The sequence below is a fragment of the Martelella endophytica genome (genome assembly GCF_000960975.1).
GTDB lineage: Bacteria > Pseudomonadota > Alphaproteobacteria > Rhizobiales > Rhizobiaceae > Martelella > Martelella endophytica.
The window spans coordinates 842,610-862,715 of the sequence record NZ_CP010803.1 but is presented as its reverse complement, the minus strand read 5'-3'; the positions used below and the strand labels follow the sequence as shown (position 1 = coordinate 862,715).

18 protein-coding genes are annotated in these 20,106 nt (G+C 60.0%); 11 read left to right on the top strand and 7 right to left on the bottom strand.

Going from position 1 to position 20,106, the window contains the following annotated elements; translation table 11 throughout:
• Window positions 1–9: 9 nt before the first annotated feature.
• From TM49_RS03980 to TM49_RS03965, 4 genes are read right to left on the bottom strand one after another with little or no spacing between them, the layout of a single operon-like run.
• Window positions 10–486: a heme-degrading domain-containing protein gene (locus tag TM49_RS03980; protein ID WP_045679634.1), complete on the bottom strand. Its 477-nt coding sequence runs from the start codon at window positions 484–486 to the stop codon at window positions 10–12.
• Window positions 483–1,553 carry an ABC transporter ATP-binding protein gene (locus tag TM49_RS03975; RefSeq protein WP_045679633.1) on the bottom strand — a complete coding sequence of 357 codons (1,071 nt, stop codon included), beginning with the start codon at window positions 1,551–1,553 and terminating at the stop codon, window positions 483–485. The genes TM49_RS03980 and TM49_RS03975 overlap by 4 nt, the downstream gene beginning before the upstream one ends.
• 24 nt (window positions 1,554–1,577) lie before the next feature.
• Window positions 1,578–2,333: a ribonuclease activity regulator RraA gene (locus TM49_RS03970; RefSeq protein ID WP_045679632.1), complete on the bottom strand. Its 756-nt coding sequence runs from the start codon at window positions 2,331–2,333 to the stop codon at window positions 1,578–1,580.
• Window positions 2,330–3,346 carry a Gfo/Idh/MocA family protein gene (locus tag TM49_RS03965; protein ID WP_045679631.1) on the bottom strand — a complete coding sequence of 339 codons (1,017 nt, stop codon included), beginning with the start codon at window positions 3,344–3,346 and terminating at the stop codon, window positions 2,330–2,332. The genes TM49_RS03970 and TM49_RS03965 overlap by 4 nt, the downstream gene beginning before the upstream one ends.
• 133 nt (window positions 3,347–3,479) lie before the next feature.
• Between TM49_RS03965 and TM49_RS03960 the strand changes: the two genes are divergently transcribed.
• Window positions 3,480–4,676: a mandelate racemase/muconate lactonizing enzyme family protein gene (locus tag TM49_RS03960; protein ID WP_045679630.1), complete on the top strand. Its 1,197-nt coding sequence runs from the start codon at window positions 3,480–3,482 to the stop codon at window positions 4,674–4,676.
• 2 nt (window positions 4,677–4,678) lie between these two features.
• Here the strand turns inward: TM49_RS03960 and TM49_RS03955 are convergent, their stop codons facing one another.
• Entirely contained in the window at window positions 4,679–5,521 is an 843-nt protein-coding gene (locus TM49_RS03955; RefSeq protein ID WP_244464791.1) for an IclR family transcriptional regulator, read from the bottom strand.
• A gap of 112 nt (window positions 5,522–5,633) precedes the next feature.
• Between TM49_RS03955 and TM49_RS03950 the strand changes: the two genes are divergently transcribed.
• The 7 genes from TM49_RS03950 (at window position 5,634) to TM49_RS03920 (ending at window position 12,385) form a co-directional block, all read left to right on the top strand.
• Window positions 5,634–6,062 (top strand): VOC family protein, encoded by a 429-nt coding sequence (locus tag TM49_RS03950; RefSeq protein WP_045679629.1) that lies wholly within the window; start codon window positions 5,634–5,636, stop codon window positions 6,060–6,062.
• Window positions 6,063–6,235: 173 nt separating this feature from the next.
• Entirely contained in the window at window positions 6,236–7,318 is a 1,083-nt protein-coding gene (locus TM49_RS03945) for a mannonate dehydratase (RefSeq protein ID WP_045679628.1), read from the top strand.
• A gap of 34 nt (window positions 7,319–7,352) precedes the next feature.
• Entirely contained in the window at window positions 7,353–8,579 is a 1,227-nt protein-coding gene (locus tag TM49_RS03940) for an ABC transporter substrate-binding protein (RefSeq protein WP_045679627.1), read from the top strand.
• A 66-nt stretch (window positions 8,580–8,645) separates the two neighbouring features.
• Window positions 8,646–9,500, top strand: a complete 855-nt coding sequence (locus TM49_RS03935; protein WP_045679626.1) for a carbohydrate ABC transporter permease — start codon at window positions 8,646–8,648, stop codon at window positions 9,498–9,500.
• 4 nt (window positions 9,501–9,504) lie between these two features.
• A complete protein-coding gene (locus TM49_RS03930) occupies window positions 9,505–10,335 on the top strand; it encodes a carbohydrate ABC transporter permease (RefSeq protein WP_045679625.1) in 831 nt (276 codons plus the stop codon).
• Between the two features lie 10 nt (window positions 10,336–10,345).
• Complete coding sequence (locus tag TM49_RS03925) at window positions 10,346–11,152, top strand: aldo/keto reductase (RefSeq protein ID WP_045679624.1); 807 nt, start codon at window positions 10,346–10,348, stop codon at window positions 11,150–11,152.
• 87 nt (window positions 11,153–11,239) lie between these two features.
• Window positions 11,240–12,385: a Gfo/Idh/MocA family protein gene (locus tag TM49_RS03920; RefSeq protein ID WP_045684729.1), complete on the top strand. Its 1,146-nt coding sequence runs from the start codon at window positions 11,240–11,242 to the stop codon at window positions 12,383–12,385.
• Window positions 12,386–12,426: 41 nt separating this feature from the next.
• On the opposite strand, the gene TM49_RS03915 is transcribed toward TM49_RS03920, so the two are convergent.
• Window positions 12,427–13,479: a LacI family DNA-binding transcriptional regulator gene (locus TM49_RS03915; protein WP_045679623.1), complete on the bottom strand. Its 1,053-nt coding sequence runs from the start codon at window positions 13,477–13,479 to the stop codon at window positions 12,427–12,429.
• Window positions 13,480–13,565: 86 nt separating this feature from the next.
• The gene (locus tag TM49_RS03910; RefSeq protein ID WP_045679622.1) at window positions 13,566–14,750 is read right to left on the bottom strand and encodes a glycoside hydrolase family 88 protein; all 1,185 of its coding nucleotides are present in this window, start codon (window positions 14,748–14,750) and stop codon (window positions 13,566–13,568) included.
• A gap of 291 nt (window positions 14,751–15,041) precedes the next feature.
• Between TM49_RS03910 and dctP the strand changes: the two genes are divergently transcribed.
• The 3 genes from dctP to TM49_RS03890 all read left to right on the top strand — a co-directional run bounded on the left by dctP (window position 15,042) and on the right by TM49_RS03890 (window position 19,860).
• Complete coding sequence (gene dctP / locus TM49_RS03900; protein ID WP_045679620.1) at window positions 15,042–16,031, top strand: TRAP transporter substrate-binding protein DctP; 990 nt, start codon at window positions 15,042–15,044, stop codon at window positions 16,029–16,031.
• Between the two features lie 96 nt (window positions 16,032–16,127).
• On the top strand, window positions 16,128–18,056 hold the full coding sequence (locus TM49_RS03895; protein WP_201777025.1) for a TRAP transporter large permease: 1,929 nt from the start codon (window positions 16,128–16,130) through the stop codon (window positions 18,054–18,056).
• Window positions 18,057–18,120: 64 nt separating this feature from the next.
• Window positions 18,121–19,860 (top strand): DUF2264 domain-containing protein, encoded by a 1,740-nt coding sequence (locus TM49_RS03890; RefSeq protein WP_045679619.1) that lies wholly within the window; start codon window positions 18,121–18,123, stop codon window positions 19,858–19,860.
• The last annotated feature ends 246 nt before the right edge of the window (window positions 19,861–20,106 follow it).

Sequence of the window (20,106 nt, the reverse complement as noted above, 5' to 3'; positions counted from 1 at the left end):
CTGTGACGCTTATTTCCAGGACGCGATCAAAGCCCGGAGCGCGTCCGCTCCAAGCGTGTGATCCTGATACTGCGTCAGGCCAGAGACCGTGACGCAGCCGACAAAGCCGCTGTCTTTGGTTCTGATCGCAACGCCCCCGCCCGAGTGAACGAAATCGGCTTCGCTGAGCTTGAACTGCTCGGGTATCTTGCGGCCGCGTTCGTCGCATCTGAGCGTCACCAGCAGTGAACTTTCGAAAAAACGCTCGACGACATTGCGCTTGCGGCGGATCCATTCGGCGTTGTCCGGGCTTGCGCCCGGCATGGATGCGAAGAACAGCCGCCCGCCGATGCCCGAAACTTCGATCGCGATCGGGAATTTCTCGGCGGAGGCGCGGTCCCTGATGTGGGTGCCGATCGCCCAGGCGATATCGGCGTTGAATGCGGGCAGGGTGAGCGCCTGGCGTTCCTCTTCCAGGCGCGCGATCTGTTCCAGGCGTTCGCTCACAGGCGCCTCCCGGTTTTCCTGTCAAAGACGTGAACCTTTTCCGGCGCAATATGAGCGGCAACCGCCTGGTCGACGTCATATTCAGAGGCCGCATCCACGACTGCGAGGAAGGGTTCCTTGGCTCCGGTTGTCGCAACCGAAACGAGGGTCTGCGCACCGGTCGGCTCGACCATAGCGACAGAACCACGGATGCTGCCTTCGCCCAGCGCGAAATCTTCCGGACGGAAGCCGAGGGTTACCTCGCGGCCGGCATGTTCACCGTAGGGCGCCGGCAGAATGACATCATTGCCGTCAATGCAATGACCGATAACGGCGCCATCCTTTTCGGAGATTTTGGCATCGATGAAATTCATTGCCGGTGAGCCGATGAAGCCTGCGACAAAAAGGTTTGCCGGCTGGCGATAAAGGTCGAGCGGACGGCCGACCTGTTCGATGATGCCGCCATTGAGCACAACGATCCGGTCGGCAAGCGTCATCGCCTCGATCTGGTCGTGGGTCACGTAGACCGAGGTCGTGCGCACCTTCTGGTGAAGCGCCTTGATCTCGGCCCGCATCTGGACACGCAGCTTGGCATCGAGGTTCGACAGGGGTTCGTCGAACAGGAAGACTTCCGGATGCCGCACGACCGCGCGACCCATGGCGACGCGCTGACGCTGACCGCCGGAAAGATTGGCCGGCTTGCGGTCGAGCAGGTTTTCAAGGCCCAGCATGCGCGCGGCCTCGTTGACCCGCTTTTCCTGCTCGGCCTTCGGCGTGCGCGACAGTCTGAGATTGAAGCTCATGTTCTGGCGCACCGTCATGTGCGGATAAAGCGCATAGGACTGGAACACCATTGCGATATTGCGCTCGCGCGGCGAGAGGTCGTTGACCCGTTCTCCGCCGATCATGATGTCGCCGGCGGTTACTTCTTCCAGCCCCGCGAGCATGCGCAGGAGGGTGGACTTGCCGCAACCGGACGGGCCGACGAGGGCCAGGAATTCGCCGTCCTCGACGTCAAGGCTGACATCGTGGATGACTTCCACCGCGCCAAAGGACTTCTTTATGTTCTTGAGACTGATCGTAGCCATGTTACTCCTCCACGGCGTTTTGGTTCAGAGCGGGTTCTTTTCGCGCCAGGCGAGGTATTCGGCTTCGACCTCTTTCGAGATCGGGTAATATTTCCTGAGGTCCGCGCCCTGACTCAGCCTCAGGCGCGCAAAATCCTCCCAGTCGGCGTGCTTGTTGCCCATGTCGAGGATCTGTTCGGCCAGTGCGATGGGAACGACCACCGCGCCGTCATCATCGGCGACGATGATATCGCCCGGCATGACCGTGGTTCCGGCGCAGGCGACGGGCACGTTGACGGCGTAGGGCATCAGGCCGGTCTGGGTGTGGAAATTGGGCGTGCGCCCGCGCGACCAAATATTGACGCCGAGACCGGCGATCTTCGGCGTGTCGCGCAGGCAGCCGTCGACCACGAGGCCCGCGCCCTTGCGGCCCTTGAAATAGGTCATCATCATCTCGCCGAAAATGCCGGAATGCATGTCGCCGCGTGCATCCACGACAACCACATCGCCTTCCTGAACGAGATAGAGCACATGGCGATGAATCTGCTTTTCCGGCTCCTCATATTCCTCGCCGGGCGCCAGGTCCTCGCGCTTGGGCAGAAACTGCAGCGTCAGCGCCGGGCCGGCCATGCACTGGCCATAGGCCATCGGCGTCAGGCCGGTCAGTTGCGGGTCGCGAATGCCCAGCCGGCTGAGCTCGCCGCTCACGGCAGCCGTGCCGATCTGTGCCAGGCCATCGACGAGCGCCTTGGGCGGACGGGTAATGTCTGCAGGTGGTGTGACGGATGGATCGATGATCATATGGAGGCGACCTTTTCCCAGGTATGGCTCTTGGAAGAGCGGTAAAGCGCGTCGATTGCCGCCATGTTGTTGACGGCGTTTTCGATCGGATATTCGGCGGCGGTCTCGCCAAGGAAGACGCGAGCGGCAAGGTCTGCCTGCAGCGTGTATTGATCGCTGGCCGGGATCACCTCCCTGCGCATCTTGTCCGGTTCATTGGTGCCGTCTGCATCGATGGTGATTGTGACCTCTCCACCCTGCGGTGCGTTGAGCGAGACCGGCACCTCGATACGGCCCTTGCGGCCCAGGATCTGGACGGTCTGGAAGCGGGCAAGCTGTGTGCCGCAGGCAAAGGAAAGCTGCTTTCCGCCGCCAAAATCAACAATGCCGCTCATCAGCCTGTCGGTGCGCATATCGGGGTCGATATCGCTCATGGAAACGACCTGAACGGGCTCTGCGTCGAAGACGAAACGCGACAGGAAAAGGGCATAGCAGCCAACGTCGTAGAGCGCGCCGCCGCCGACTTCGGGAATGTTGCGGATGTTGTGCGGGTCGTCGTTGAAGAAGCTCATCGTCGTCTGCATCAGGCAGACTTCGCCGATCTCGCCGGAGCGGATGATCTCGGCAACACGAAGCCATTGGGGGTGCTGGCGCACCATGACGGCTTCCAGTACTTGCTTGCCTGTGCGTTCACGTGCGGCAATCAGACGCTGGGCCTCCTCGGCGCTCATCGCGATCGGCTTTTCACACAGGACGTGCTTGCCGGCTTCCATTGCCTTGATGGACCAGTCGACATGCATGTTGACCGGCAGAGGATTGTAGATCGCGTCGATTTCCGGGTCCGCCAGGAGCGCCTCATAGCTGCCGTAACTGACCGGGATTTGCAGCTTTTCGGCCGCTGCCGCGGCCTTTGCAACATCTCGAGAGGCAATTGCCCGGACCATGCCCAGCTCGGATTTTTTCATGCCGGGAATGACCTTGCGCACGCCGATTCCGGCGGTGCTCAGGATGCCCCATTTGAGTTTATCGGACATGGATGTCCTCCCATTAGTTTCATATTTGGACCAAATAGGTTCCGAATATGGATTGAAAAGAGAGGAAATTTCAGTCAAAGTCAATAGCGAAGAGTCGCGATTACAGCGACGGGCAGGGAAGCAGGAGCGCCCAATGAAGATCACTGACCTCAAGTGCGCGGTCATCGGAAACCACCCGGTTGTTCGCATCACAACCGATGAAGGGATTGTGGGGATCGGCCAAGCCGAATTCTACAAACCCTATCTCAAGCCGCAGATCCTGCAGCTTCGCGAGGCGATCCTAGGCGCCGACCCGACCGATGTGGAGCGCGTCATGCTGCGCATTCGCCAGCGTGGCGGCAACAAGCCCTTCGGCAGTGCCGTCAGCGTTATTGAAATGGCGCTCTGGGATATTGCCGGCAAGGCCGCGAACCTGCCGGTTCACAAGCTGCTTGGCGGCAAGGTGCGCGACAAGCTTCGCGTCTACAATGGCGGCATCCGCTTTCCGCTGAACGGCTATCGGCCGGAAGACTATGCCGATGACATGCGCAGGATGATGGCGCTGCCGGAAGGCTTCACCATGATCAAGCAGCCGATTGCCTTTCATTGCGCAATGAAGGAGATCGTTCCCGGCTTTCACTATGGCGAGCACGCGGGGGCAGGGCAGCACGGCATTATGGAGCGCGGCAAGATATCCGAAAAGGGGCTGCGCCACACGATCGATTGCGTCGAGGCAATGAAGGAAGTAGCCGGTACTGCGGTCGGACTTGCGCTTGATTGTGGACCGGGCTGGATGTTTTCCGATGCGCTCAGATTTGCCCGTGGCGTCGAGCACCTCGACCTGCTCTGGCTCGAAGACCTGATCTCGGGTGACTATACGCCCTGGTCCGACACCGATCTCTACCGCGATCTGACGACCGCGACATCAACGCCGATCCATACCGGTGAACAGATCTATCTCCGGAACAATTACAAGCCGCTGATCGAGGCGCGCGCCGTCGATGTGATCGGGCCCGACCCGGCTGATGTCGGTGGCCTCGCTGAACTCAAATGGATTGCCGAATATGCCGATCTTCACGGTATCATGATGGCGCCACATGGCACGGCCAACGGATTGATCGGCCTTGCCGCCCTCATTCAGGTGAGTGCCACGCTTCCGGCAAATTTCATCGCCTTCGAGTATCCGATCGCTGTTCCGGAGTGGTGGGCCGATATCGTCACCGGGCTGCCGGAGGTGATCGTCAAGGATGGCTTTGTCGATGTGCTGACAGCGCCGGGGCTCGGTGTCGATCTGATTCCCGAAGCCGCCGAACGCTATCTGAGCGACGACGACGCGGACTTCTTCAAATGATGTCAGCCATTCCAGCCAGTGGCGCCCCGCGTGGGTACGGAGGGCAGGTCCGCCGCGATCGCGCCGGCGGTCGAGATCGTGGCTGCCCGCAGCATGTCAAGGCGTCCGGCATTGGTCTCATCGGCAAGGTAGGGCAGGCTGAGTGCAGCGATCGTCTTGCCGTTGCGATCCGGAACCGGTGCGGCAAAGGCGTTGACGCCAGTGGAGAACTCGCCTTCGTCCCAGGCCCAGCCCTGGCGGCGGATGCGGGTCAGCTCGCTGCGCAGGTTCTTGACCGAGGTGATCGTGCGCGCCGTGTAGCGCGCCAGTGCCTCCGGCAGAATGGCGTCGAGTTCCGATTTCGTCAGGCTGGCAAGCAGAACCTTGCTGGCGGCGCCGGTATGAAGCGGAAAGCGCTGACCGGGCACGCCGGCAAGAGCATGGCGGCGCGAACCGGAGCTGGCGGCGATCACCACGATACCGTCATCGGTAAGTATCGAGAGCTTGCAGCCTTCGCCGGTGGTTTCGGAGAGCCGCTCCATATGCGGCGTTGCGAGCAGGACGATGTCGATATCGGCAGCGCTCGGCAGGACGCGTGCAGCAAGCGAGATCAGGCGGGTGCCGAGCACGTAGCTGCCGTCCGGCAGGTGCCGGACAATTCCGTAAGCGTGAAGCGAGTTAAGCAGACGGTAGACGGTGGTGCGCGGCAAATGCAGCACCTCGACCAGCTCCCGCATGGAGGCGCCGCTCGGCTTCCGTTCCAGATAGGCCAGTACGTCCATCATGCGGTCTATCGCCGGAATCCGGTTTTTCTCCATGGCCGCGCTGTGTCCATCAGCAGCCAGCCCTTCACTCTTCGCCTTCATCGAACGATCCCAAATATGAACTTTTCATCTGGGTATCGGGATTTTGTGTGCTTGTCCATCCGGTTGGTCCACAAACATTAGTCTCAACCAACATTGCACAGGAGTTAAAGCAATGATTTTTACCGGAATCGGCCATGTTGCCATTCGCTGCACGGACATCGATCGGTCCCTTGCGTTTTATACGGATGTGTTCGGCTTTCCCGAAATGTTCCGCCTGAACCAGGATGATGGCCGCGTCTGGCTCGTCTATCTGCGCGTAACGGATACACTCTATCTCGAGCTCTTTCCGGACGGCGAAGGCAATAAGGTTCCGGGGCCGAATGCTACTGGTTACAATCACTTATGTGTTGAGACTGCTGATATTGATGCCGCAGCCAAACACTTCGAAGAGCTCGGCGTGCCGCTTGTGAAACCTGTCGTGAACGGCCGTGATGGCAATCGCCAGTGCTGGATCGATGACCCCGACGGCAATCGTGTCGAGATTATGCAGATGATGCCGGACTGCATGCAGTTTGCCGCCATCAAGGCCATGAAGGCATAGCGCTCATAAAATTCAACCAGACGTGCCGCAGTCAGGACAAATCTCTTGACTCGGCATAGGGGAACAAATTAGTTTCATATAAAGAACAGTTAGTTCCAAATATGGACTTTTTGAGGAGCGTTCCGAAACCGGGAGAGGCAGAGGTTTCGGAAATCACGCCCAGGGAGCAGGAAATGCGGGTAGGACTGACACTTTTCGGAGAAAGCCTTTCGCCGGCCGGAGCGCGTTTCGCCGCTCAGCTCGGCGTCCGCGATGTTGTCATCCACCTGGTCCGCTATGGCCACAATGCCGATCCGTCGAATTGGCTCAAAGGCCAAGCCGGTCCGCCGCTTTCAGAAGATTTCGGTGCGCCGCTCTGGGACTATGAAACGCTTTCCGATGTTGTGAAGATGTTGGCCACGGACGGCATTCGCGTCGCAGCGCTTGAAAACTTCTCGCCTTCCTTCTGGTCCGACATTCTTCTGAACGGCCCCGAGCGGGTCGGTCAGATGGATGGATTGAAAAAGCTCGTCCACGATTGCGGGCGAGCAGGCATTCCTACCATCGGGTACAACTTTTCGCTCGCTGGCGTCTGGGGGTGGCAAAGGCAGCCGATCGCCCGCGGCGGTGCCATGGCGACGACATTCGATATGTCGCGCTTCGATCACGACCGGCCGATCCCCGACGGTATCGTCTGGAACATGCGCGTGCGTGAAGGTTGCGGAACCGATCCGGTGACCTGCAGCGAAGAAGAATTGTGGCAGCGCCTCGAATGGTTCCTGAAGGAACTGGTGCCGGTGGCGGAGGAGGCGGGCGTCGTTCTCGCCGCCCATCCCGACGATCCGCCTGCCGACAGCCTGCGCGGGACCGCGCGTCTCGTCAACCGCCATGAAAAATACGACCGGCTTCTCTCCATCGTCGACAGCCCCTCGAACGCCATGCAGTTCTGCGTCGGTTCGCTGATGGAGATGCCCGGCGATGTCTATGAAGCGACACGCCATTACGCCCGTACGGGCCGGATCGCCTATGTCCACTTCCGCAACGTCAAGGGCAAGGTTCCGCGCTATGCGGAAGCCTTCATCGATGACGGCGATACCGACATGGCCGAAATAGCCCGGATCCTGCACGCCGAAGGTTATGAGGGCGTGCTCGTTCCAGATCACATTCCAGAAATTTCCTGTCCTGCCCCTTGGCATGTCGGGATGGCGCATGCGGTGGGCTACATGAACGCCCTCCTCAAGACGGCGCCGCGGCTCACCGAGCCGCAAATGTCTTGAACACAGCAACAACGTTTTAACTGGGAGGAAGAAAATGCAGCTTAAAACCAAACTCGCCATGACGGCCGCCGTGCCGTTCATTCTGATGCAGGCCCCGGCCTTTGCTGGAGAAATCACCTGGTGGGCGCCTGAGTTCGGTGCTGATCGCGCCGAAGTGCTTGCACAGAAGTTCGAAGAGCAGAACCCGGATATTTCGGTCAGGGTCGAGCGCGTGGTGCCCAACGGCCTGCAGAACCGCGTTCTTGTGGCTTTGCAGTCCGGCAACACACCGGACCTCATCGATGTTGCCAATGGCTGGACGGTTCCGTTCGCAACCACCGGCGGACTCATGCAACTCGATGATTTCGTTGCGGAAAACGAGATCGATCTCGACGATTTCCTGCCGGCAGCCCTTGATACCGCCGAGGTTGATGGTGGTCTTTTCGGTATCCCCTTCCGCGCTGAAGCGCATGCGATGATCTACAACAAAGACATGTTCCGCGAAGCGGGGCTTGACCCGGAAAATTTCCCGGAAACCTGGGCCGAACTGCAGGAAACGGCCGCAGCGCTGACCAATAACGGACACTATGGCATCGGCATTGCCGGTGGGGGCGAGGTTTCCAACACGATCTTCCGTTCGCTTCCCTTCCTATGGATGAATGGCGGCGGCGTGCTGGCGGAAGACCTGCAGTCGAGCATTCTCGACACACCGGAGTCCGTGGAAGCTGTCGACTTCTATACGAGCTTCCTGGCCGACGGCTCCGCGCCGCCGTCCACGCTTGAAAACGACGGAACGGCGCTGCGTCGCCTGTTCATCGCCGAAACCATCGCGATCTATCAGTCCGGCCAGTTCGACCTTGGCTCCATCGCCCAGGAAAATCCGGATATCGATGTCGGCACGGCCCTGATCCCGCATCCGGAAGGCAAGGACACCTCCGTCATTCTCGGCGGCTGGAACTTCGTTATCCCGGACGCTGCGAAGAACAAGGAAGACGCAGAGACATTCCTGGCCTATCTGCTTGAGCCCGAAAACATGGGCTACTACACCGACAACAACTTCCCGGCCCGCGAGACGGCCATGCAGATGGAGCAGTTCCAGCTTCCCGAATACGAGAAGTTCCGTGAAATGCTGCAGTATGCGCGTCCGCAGCCGCCGGTGAACAACTGGGTGCAGATCACGCAGATGTATTTCGACTCCATCCAGGAAATCCTCCTTGGTGGCGCCGATGTCCAGGAAGTCCTGACGGACACCACGCAGCAGATCGATGGTCTTCTGAAATAACAACGCTTCGGTTGGGCCGCGCGCTTGTGCGCGGCCCGGTCCCCCGCCGCTTTCAAGAGGAATGCCATGCGTGTCAGTTCCCGCTTCACCGGACCGCTGTTCGTGTTTCCAGCGCTCTTTGTGCTCGCCCTGCTGGTGTTTTACCCGCTGGTCTACACAGTCGTCCTTTCCGTTACCGATCCTGCGGGCAACTATGTCGGCCTGGAAAACTTCCGGACCATGCTGGATCAGCGCCTGACCGGCATTACGCTCCGCAATACCTTCGTCTATGTCTTTTTCTCGATCGTGTTCCAGATCATTCTGGGAACAGCCGTGGGCCTCCTGCTCAACGCGCCCTTCTGGGGGCGCAGCGCGCTTCGGGCGATGATTGTCGTGCCGTGGGTCATCCCGGGCATCGTTGCCGCCACGACCTGGGCCTGGATGTTCCATACCGAGTTTGGCATCATCAACTACATGGCGCAGGGTGCCGGCGTCATCGATCAGCCGATCGGCTGGCTGACCAACCCGAACACCGTCATGCCGGCGCTCGTCACCGTCAATGTCTGGAAGATGTTCCCCTTCGTCGCGATCATGGTTCTGGCGGGCCTCCAGGCCATCCCGAAGGATGTCTATGAAGCCGCCCGCATCGATGGCGCCAAGCTGCACCACGAGATCATCTTCGTGACGTTGCCCTATCTGAAGCCGGTTCTGAGTTCGCTGTCACTGCTGCTCGCCATCTGGGGCCTCAATGCCATCACCATCATCTATGCGATGACCGGTGGCGGTCCAGCCAACCGATCGATCATCCTGCCGATCCAGATCTTCCGGCAGGCCTTCCAGTTCTTCCAGTTCAACCAGGCGGCAGCCCTGTCGGTCATGTTCCTGGGCATCACCGGCGTGCTGATGGTCCTCTATGTCACCGTCTTCGCAGAAAAGGAGTAAGGTCATGGCTTCACGTACCCGGGCCCAATGGCCCCTCTATCCCGCGATCGCAGCCGTTGTCGTCGTCACCATGTTCCCCTTCCTGTGGATGCTGATCTCATCCTTAAAGAAGCTGAGCGAACTCTATACCGTTCCGCCGACATGGATCCCGGAAGCGCCGAGCTGGGCCAACTACACCAAGGTCCTGTTTGAATCGAACGTGCCGCGCTACTTCCTGAATTCGCTGGTCATCTCGGCCGGTTCAACGGCGATTGCCCTGGCGCTCGCCATTCTCGCCTCCTACGGCTTTGCCCGCTTCAAGTTCAGGGGCAAGTCGCTGGCGATCTCGCTGATCATCGTCGGCCAGCTTCTGCCGACGGCGGCGATCATCGTGCCGCTTTATGTCGTGCTCAACTGGCTGAATCTGCTCAACACCTATCTCGGCCTGATCCTCGCCTACCTCATCCTGACCCTGCCGCTCAGCGTCTTCATGCTGATCTCCTATTTCCGCGGCATTCCGGTTGAGCTGGAGGAGGCCGCCATTGTCGACGGCGCTTCAAGGCTCGGCGCGCTGTTGCGCATCACGTTGCCGCTGTCGCTTCCCGGCGTTGTCGCGGTGATCGTCTATGCCTTCGTGACCACATGGAACGAATTCATCTTCGCGCTGTGTTTCGCCATCGACTCCTCGACCAAGACGCTGCCGATCGGATTGTCGGAATTCACCACCGAATTCAACACGGACTGGGGTGCTGTCATGGCCGCCTCCGTCATCATGACGGTCCCGATCGCCATTCTTTTCCTCGCCATGCAGAAGCTCTTTGTCGGCGGTCTGACGGCCGGCGGAACCAAGGGCTGAAGGAGATATCATGCCTGACACAATCCCGATGATGGGCCTTGGAACCTATGGCCGCCTCGAAGAAGAAGGCATCCGCGCCATCCTGTCCGCACTCGAAATCGGCTATCGCCACATCGACACGGCCCAAAGCTACGGCTCGGAGCCATCGGTCGGCGAGGCCGTGCGCAGAAGCGGCCTCGATCGCGACGACGTCTTCATCACCACCAAGGTCGCGCAGAAAAAGCTCGACCGGGCCCAGTTCCTGCCTTCGGTCGAGACCAGCCTGAAGGATCTGCAGGTCGACGTCATCGACCTTGTTCTGATCCACTGGCCGTCGATCGATCCCGATGTGCCGTTCGAAAGCTATATGGAAGATCTCGGCCGTATCCAGGATCAGGGCAAGGCCCGCCATATCGGCGTCTCCAATTTCCCGATCGCGCGCCTGAAACAGGCCGAGGAAATCCTTGGTTCAGGGCGGATCCACACCGATCAGGTGGAAATTCATCCATTCCTGCAGAACAACAAGCTCGTCGACTTCGCGCTTTCGAAAGGCATCACGCCGACGGCCTACATGCCGCTGGCCCAGGGGCGCGTGGCCGACGATCCCCTGCTGCAGGAGATTGCCGAAAAGCATGACGCATCCGCCTCGCAGGTTTCGCTTGCCTGGTTGATGCAGCGCGGCATCGCCGTCATTCCGGCCTCGGCCAGCGCCGAACGTCAGAAGAGCAATTTCGACGCGCAGAAGATCGTTTTGAGCAAATCGGACATGGAGCGGATTGCCACGCTCGACCGCGGTTTTCGCATCGTCGTGCCCGAAGTCGGCCCGGACTGGGACTGACGTCTTAATTCGGTCCCCCAGACCGACATGAACAGCAAGGGCACGGGCGTCTGGCGCCCGGCCCCCCAGCATACCGGAAGAGCAATCATGAAAACCGTTCTCGGCGTCGGGCTGATCGGCTGCGGCAATATCTCGTCGGCCTATCTTGCGCGTGCCAAAACCTTCGCGAATATCGCCTTTGTTGGCGTCGCCGACATGAACGCCGCTGCAGCCGAGGAACGTGGCGCGGAATTCGGACTGCCGGCGATGACGCCCGAAGCGCTTCTGGCTCACCCCGACGTTGACATCGTCCTGAACCTCACGCCGCCCGTCGCACACTTCGCGGTCTCGAAAATGGCGCTTGAGGCCGGAAAGCACGTCTATTGCGAAAAGCCGTTCGTGCTGGATGTCGCGGAGGGCAAGGAACTCATGCAGCTTGCCGAGCCACGCGGGCTCAGGATCGGTTCCGCGCCAGACACGATCCTTGGCGCCTCGCACCAGCTTGCCAGACACATGATCGACGTGGGTGCGATCGGGACCGTGACGTCAGGAACCTGCTTCGTCATGAACCACGGCATGGAAGAATGGCATCCATCCCCCGATTTCTTCTTCCGCAAGGGGGGCGGTCCGATCCTCGATCTTGGTCCCTATTATGTTGCCAACCTGGTCCAGCTTCTCGGCCCGGTGACCCGTGTCACGGCTGAAGCTTCAATGCCGGAGACATCGCGTCGCATAGGCTCTGGTCCTCGTGCCGGTGAAACGATCCCGGTCGAGGTCGCGACGACGGTCCAGGCGATCCTTACCTTCGAATCCGGTGCGCTGGTGACGCTGGTCGCAAGCTGGGATGTCTGGCAGCATGACCTCGCGCCGATGGCGCTCTATGGCAGCGAAGGAAGCATCCACATTCCTGACCCGAACTTCTTTGACGGGCCCGTGGCAGCAACAAAAAGGCGTGAAGTTGCCGCGTTGCCGCAGTGGGATCATCCGCTCGGTCCGCCCAATCGCACGGTTTCGCGCGGCGAGGTGGCTGACTACCGCACCGCCGGCCTTGCCGACATGGCCCAGGCCATCGTCGAAAACCGCGAGCATCGCTGCAACGGCGAATTCGCACTTCATGTGGTCGATATTCTGACAGCTATCCTGCGCTCAAGCGAAGACAGGATTGGCATCGATGTGTCGACCCGTTGCCGCAGGCCTGAGGCTCTGGGACCGGAACAGGCAATGCGACTGCTCCAGACACGGCAGGAGCGCTAGCTTCGCGATATTATCGCCGCCTGGGTGAAAGCGGGTCTGCCTTAGCGCGGCAGGGCTGCAATTCCTGCCACCGGGCCCGTGGTTTTTCGTTCGACCAGCTGGACGCCCAACGTGATACGTCGCGCTGAATTGAAGGTGGCTAGCGACTGTTCCATCAGCAGCGTTACGGCCAGGCGGCCCATTTCTGCGCGATCCATGTGCATGGTGGTCAGCGGCGGCGAGGCGTGAGCGGCGAGTGAAAGGTCGTCGAAGCCGATGATGGACAGATCGTCCGGGACGGAAAGCCCAAGGTTTGCTGCAGCCTGCATCACCCCAAGTGCGACCAGATCGCTGGCACAGAAGATGGCTGTTGGCCGTGGGGTGCGTTCGCGGAGGATTTCCGTAATCTTGTCGCGGCAGGACAGCGTGAGCAGATCGGGGTCACCGACATCAATGACATGATGGTCCATCGAGAAGGCGATCCCGGCCTCTTCCATGGCGTCGCGGAAACCAAGCATGCGGCGTTTCAGTGATTCCCGGTAGAGATGGGTCACATGGACGATTTCTTGATGGCCGAGCTCCAGCAGATGCTGGGTGGCCGCCCAGCCACCGAAATTATAATCCGGCGAGACGCTGGAAAGCTGCATCTTGCGATCCATGCCGTTGACCAGAACGGCAGGCCGCCCCGTGGAGCGCACGGCATCGATGACCGGAGCCTCGTCGAGCCCGACGAGGATTGCGGCATCGGCGCGGATGTTGCGCAGCGTGTCGTAGTCGGCGCTCGTCGGATCGTTCGATGTGACGAGCGCCAGATCGATATCGATGCCCTCTTCGCGGGCACTTTTCAGCAGGCTGTCGATGATCTGGCCGTAGAACACGTCATTGGTGACGTATTTGTCCAGGGTGACAACGAGCGCGGAGGATATCCGTGTGGCGATGGTGGCGCGGCCGCTACGACCGCGATAGCCGATTTCCTCGGCGATGCGCGTCACCAAGGCGCGATTGGCGGCGCTGACACCTTCGCGGTTGTTAAACACCTTGGAAACGGCCGCAACGGATAGTCCCGCAGCTTCTGCAACATCCTTCAGCGTTGGGGCGGGCAATTGCTTCGTCATGGTCGGTCCGGCACATGGTCTCTCTCAGCCGCCTTATACGAAACTTCGCGAAACTTTCCTATCGCTGTCACGCTCACACGGTTGTTTTACCAAAAAAACTGGGTATGACCCACGGACCGCATCAGCGCTTCCATGAAATAATAGTCGCCATAAGGCAGCATCGTGTCGCAGCGACCGGCGGGAACATGCGCGGCGCCGTGGGCCAGAAGCCCCTGGGCGCCTTCGGTCTTCGTCAGGTCGCAGGTCGAAAGCAACCCGTCGATCAGGCGATCGGCAAAAGCGCGCCATCGCAGGGCTTCTTCCGCGGGGATATCCTGATCCGCCAGCAGGTAAAGCCCTGCCGCCATGACCGCACCTGCCGAGGAATCGATGTAAGGCGTTTCGGTATCTGGCAGGTTGAAATCCCAGACCGGAACGGCAGTGGAGCCGACCAGCGCCTCGGCTTTCGCAGAGAGCCTGCGGGCAACGTCGAGATGAGCGGGGTCCCTGGTTGCCGCATAACATTGTGCGAAGCCATGCATCAGCCAGGCCTGACCGCGGGACCAGCACGACGCGTCGGCATACCCCTGATGGGTTTCGCCGCGAAGGGGCTCACCGGTGGACGGGTCGAAGAGGAAGGTGTGGAAGCTGGTATCGTCGTCGCGGACAAGACATGATGCGGCAGTGGCGGCGTGGATTTGCGCGACGTCGCGATAGTCCTCAATGGCCGTCTCGCGGTGCGCCCAGTAGAGCAGGGCGAGGTTCTGCATGGTGTCGGCAATCATCCGGCCGTTGGCGAAGGCTGCCTTTTCCCGGTCATGCGTGCCTTGTGCGCTCCAGGCCTGGATATAGCCACCTTCGGGTCTGAAACGTGCCAGAAGCGCGTCAGCGGCGGAAATCCCCATCGCCCGTGCGCGATCATCCCCCGTTAACAGCCATTCGGCGACGGAGGAGAGGGAAAACTGGAAGCCCAGATCATGATCGCGTAACCGACGGTCGCGGAGGATTTGTTCAAATTCGGGTCGTCTCGCCTGCGCCGCATTCTTGAAGGCGCTGCTGCCGGTCAGCTGATAGGCAAGCCAGAGTTGCCCGGTCTGGAAGCCCATCACCCAATCTGCACCGTTGCAGTAGATCCAGCGGTTATGCGCATTGCCGATCTTGGGATTGCGCAGCCCGACGGCCGGCATTTGCTGCCGAAGGCGCTCGACGCAGCGTGTCAGAGTGGCCTGATGCGCTTCGTCTGTATGCACTTCGGATTCCTTTTCGAAATACGAGTCGGCAATACGGTTCATGGCTGTATTCCTCTTGGCGAAATTTATGCCAGTAATTTCGTTAAGTTTCGTTATTTCGTCAATAGAGAAAATTTATGTTGACCTTTCGCGCCTCTTGGCAGTACGACTATAGCCGTTCACGCTGTTTACGATCGTCACTGCAGCGTGGGCGCGGAGGACGATATGAATTTGCGGCTGGTTCTGGAGGCCGGCAGGCAGGCGCCACAAAAGGTGCCGCAAATCCATCCGGAAGGGTGGTCTGGTCAGGAGGTCCCCGGTCTTTGCCATGACGATCAGCTTAGGGAAGGAAAAATGAAAGTTTCGCGCAAAATTCTGGGGCTGGCCTGCGTTCTTGCCGCTTTCGCGACAGGCGTCGAGGCCAAGACCTACAAGCTCGCACACAATGTCCAGCCCGACAGCACGGCCGGATATATGCTCTCCGAGTTCGCCGAGCGGGTCGAGGAAGGAACCGATGGCCGGGTCAAGATCAAGATCTTCGCCAACGGCGTGCTCGGCGACCAGCTCGACTATTTCTCGCAGATCCAGAAGGGCGTCATTGATCTCGGTCTCGTCAACAGCGCGGCGCTCGAAAATGTCATCCCGGCCTATGGCGTCGTCAATCTGCCCTATATCTTCCGGACCTCGGAGGAGTACGGCGCGGTGATGGCCGATCCCGGCGTGAAGGCGGCCCTGTTCGATGAAGCCGGAAAGCACAATTTCGTGCCGCTCGGTTATTTGTCATCGGGTTTCCGCTCGATCTACACGACATCGCCTGTCGAAAATATCGATGATCTTCAGGGCAAGAAGCTCCGCACGATGAGCTCGGAGACCTACATCGAAATGCTCAAGCGTTTCGGCACGGTGCCGACACCGCTGTCCTTCGGTGAACTTTATTCCGGCCTGCAGCAGGGCGTGGTTGATGGCGCGGAAGGTGGGCTTGCAGGCCTCTGGTCGGCGAAGTTCGGCGAGGTTGCCAAATATGCGTTGGAAACCGAACAGACGCGCCTGACCGATTTCGTCGTCGCAAGCCAGAAGTTCCAGGACAGCCTGTCTCCCGAGGATCTCGAAGTGGTGAATTCCGTCTTCGCCGACATTTCGGCTCGCTCCATCGAGATCGCGGATCGCAGCGAGGCGGAAGACCTGCAGAAGGCGGTCGATCAGCTTGGCGTCGAGGTCATCCAGATCGACAAGGAGCCGCTGATGAAATCGGTCGAGCCAATGTATACGGAAGCGGCCAAGGATCCCGGCAAGGCTGCCTTGCTGGAAGCCATCTTCGCGATCGAAGGACGGCAATTCAACTAGGCAATTGCGGGCGGCTCCACAGGAGCCGCCCGTTGACAATTTTCAGGGTGCCGACCGGGCGAAATCTGCTGAGCCGCCCCATCCGGGACGAGATCCATGACCAAGCAATCAGAACCTTCATTTGATGAGATCCTGCGCGAAGAGGGCCTGTTCTCGCGCGCCTACAACTGGCTGACACAGGCACTCGGCGTCGTTCTTGCCCTGCTTTTGGCAATGATGTCCGTGCTGATTTCCTATCAGGTGATCTCCCGATACTTCTTCAATGCGCCGAGCAGCCTGACGGAAGAGCTGTTGCGCTATTCACTGATATGGCTCGGCATTCTTGGCTCGGCCTACTGCTTCATGCTGAACAAGCATCTGAACCTTCCGCTTCTGATCGATGCGCTGGGCCCACGCTCTGCCGGCAGGCTCAATGCCTTCAATGCAGCGCTGACCTTCCTGTTCGGGGCGCTTCTGGCTTGGGGCGGCTACCACTCGATGATCGGCAATGCGCTGACATTGACGCCGATGCTGCATGTGGCAATCGGCACGCTGCAGAGCGTGCTGTTGATCGCCGGTCTGCTGATTTGCCTGTCGCAGTTCGTCGTGCTGGCAATGCTTCTGCGCACCCGACAGGCACATCTGATCGATATCGTCGTGATCATCGCCCTGATCACGGCATTCATCGTGTTCGCCGGCCTCTTCCGGGGAACCGAAACCTATATGGACTGGGTCGACAACCACCTCGAGCTGTTCTCGATCCTGATCCTGTTCGGCACGCTGTTTGCGCTTCTGGTTCTGGGCACATCAATCGCCGTGGGTCTCGCGTTTTCAGGCATCCTGACGCTCAGCCTCCAGGTCGACATCGCGCAGCTCTTTTCGACCATGGGCGAGAAACTGTTCAATGGTCTCGACAGTTTCGGTTTTCTGGCGCTGCCCTTCTTCGTGCTGGCCGGTAACATCATGAACCAGGCCGGCATCGCCCGCCGTCTCATTGACTTCGCCATGCTGCTTGGGCGTCGCATTCCCGGCAGCCTGTGGCAGACCAATGCGCTTGCCAACATGCTGTTCGGCTCGCTCTCCGGCTCCGGCATCGCCGCCGCGACCGCCATTGGCGGCATCGTCACGCCGATTGCGCGCGAGGAAAAATACGACATGCCGATCACCACAGCGGTGAATGCGGCATCGGCTCCATGCGGCATGCTGATCCCGCCATCGGGCGCGCTGATCGTCTATTCGCTGATCACCGGCGGCAGCGCTTCCATCGTTGCCCTGTTTCTGGCGGGCTATGTGCCGGGCATCATCATGGGCGCTGCGGTCATGGCGGTCGCCTATGTCTACGCCAGGAAGCGGAAATATGCGACCGACAAGAGCCCTTATCTGATGAGCGAGGTGACCCGCACTTTCCTGCGGGCAGCCCCCAGCCTCATGCTTGTCGTCGTGGTCATCGGCGGTATCGTCATGGGGGTCTTTACCGCTACGGAAGGCTCCGGCATCGCGGTTCTCTACAGCTTCATCCTGGCGCTGTTCTATCGCAGTCTGACGCCGAAAACCCTGCTCAAGGTGCTGATCGAAACCGCTGCTGCGACCGGCATCATCCTGTTCCTGATCGCCTGCTCGAACCTGATGAGCTGGAGCATGACCTTTGCCTCGATCCCCGACACGATCGGCGAGATGCTGACCAGTCTCAGCGACAACAAATATGTCATCCTGCTTTTGATCAATGTCGCGCTGCTGGTTGTCGGCGTGTTCATGGACATGGCGCCGGCGCAGCTGATCTTTACGCCGATCTTCTATCCCGTCGTGACCGCCATGGGCGTCGATCCGGTCCACTTCGGCGTGCTGATGGTCTATAACCTGTCGATGGGCGTGGTCACGCCGCCGGTCGGGACCGTATTGTTTGTCTCCTGCAGCGTGTCGGGTGAGAAAATCACCAAGGTGATCGGGCCACTTCTGCCGATCTTTGCGGTCCAGATTCTCGGTCTCCTGCTGATCACCTTCGTGCCGGCGCTGTCGCTGACATTGCCGCGCCTGTTCGGTGTCTGACCAACGCTATCCGGGCGGGCCGCGTGCCCGCCTTTCCCGTCTTTCGCATTCCCGGTGATCCGTCATGTCTCTTCTTCTCGAAGGCTTTTCCGACAACCCCATGACAAGCCGCGCCGATTTTCAGCGCGCGGCCGAAGCGCTTGTCGCGCCGCTCCTGCCGCATCTTGAGGCCGGTGGCGCTGCCATCGATCTTGGGGAGGGCGCAGCCAAATTCGATATGCGGGCGGCTTCGCTTGAAGGCGTGGCGCGGCCTTTCTGGGGGCTGGTTCCGTATGCGCTGGGTGGCGGGGCATTCGGCCACTGGCAGACATTTCGCGATGCGCTTGCCGAAGGCACTGACCCCGAGCATCCCCGCTATTGGGGGCCGGTCGGCGATATCGATCAGCGCTCGGTTGAAATGGCGGCGATCGGCTTTCTGCTGGCGGCGCTTCCCTCTGAGGGCTGGGAACCGCTCGAACCTCGCGTCAAGAGCAATCTGGCCATCTGGCTGGCCGATATTCAAAAGCGGGTTCTGGCTGCCAACAACTGGCAGTTCTTCACGGTCCTGGTCCAGGAGGGGCTGCGCAGGGTTGGTCGCGGCGATCTCGTCGATGAGGCGGTCCAGCGCCGCAATCTCGGCCAGCTTTCCAGCTGGTACCGGGCCGACGGCTGGTATGGCGACGGCGGCTCCGGCGCAATCGATCACTATGGCGGTTTCGCCATGCATTTCTACGGCCTGCTTTATGCCTGGCTGAAGGGCAACGAGACCGACAAATTCTCAGAGCTTTTCCGTGCCCGCGCGCGCCACTTTGCCGAACCTTTCGCCCACTGGTTCGCCGAAAATGGCGAAGCGATGATTGAGGGGCGGTCGCTGACTTATCGTTTCGCCACCGCAGGCTTCTGGGGCATGCTGGCGCTCAGTGGCGAACGGCCGCTCTCAGTTGGCCAGATAAAGGGGCTTTGGGCCCGGCAATTGCGGCTCTGGCGCAAACGCCCGATCTTCCGCCCGGACGGCGTGCTGTCCCGCGGCTATGCCTATCCGAACCTTGCCGTCTGCGAGGAGTATAATTCACCCACATCGCCATATTGGGCGCTCAAGGCCTTCATGCCGCTGGCAATGCCGGAGGAGTCGGATTTCTGGCAGGCGGAAGAAGAACCGCTTGATGCGCCGCGCAAGGTCTATCCCATGCCGGGATGCGACACGCTTGTTCAGCGCACCGGCGGGCACGCCATCGCTCATTTTGCCGCGCCCATCCACCAATGGCTGCAGATCGACAAATACAACAAGTTTGCCTATTCGACGCTGAGCGGCTTTGACGTCGGTGCGCTCCAATACGCCAATATGAACCACTTCGGCGACAATATTCTGGCTTTCAGTTTCGATGGCGGCGCCAATTGGCAGATGCGACAGGAAAACCTCTCGGTTTCCCTTGAGGGCGAAACGCTTTCCGTGCGCTGGAGAAGCGGATTGCAGGAGGTCGAAACGACAATCACGATCACCGACGATGGTCGGTTTACCCGCGAGCACAGCTTCGTTCTGGACAGGCCAGCCATTCTCGTCGAGACAGGATTTGCCGTAAACCAGTGGTATCAGGAGGCCGAAAGGCTGGACAATGAGTCTGAGGTGACGCTGGTCCTCAAAGGAGAAAACGCTGTCTCCGCGATTTCAGCGCTCGATGACCTGCCACGCGCGAAAGTCGACAGCAGCCGAACCAACAGCAACATGCTCTCACCGCGAACGCGCATCCCCGGCCTGCGGCTGGAGCTTGCAGCCGGTGCGCATGTCGTGAAGCACGCGTTCCGCCTCGCCAGAACCGATGGCTGATCGTGCCGCTTGTGCGTTCCCCAAGAACGATGCTTCCGCACGAAGCACGAAAATTTTGGATGTAATCAACGCTCCCCATCAGGGGCTCCACCAGCCATAGATATTGTCGGTGACGCGGACATCTGATTGTCAGCTGTGTGCTTATGCTTCGGGAGTTAAGGCTGGACCCACGAATACAGGACGGGCCGGACCGCACTGGCCACGCCGATCGGTAGCGCTGCAACGCTGTTTCCTAAGGCTGTCAAT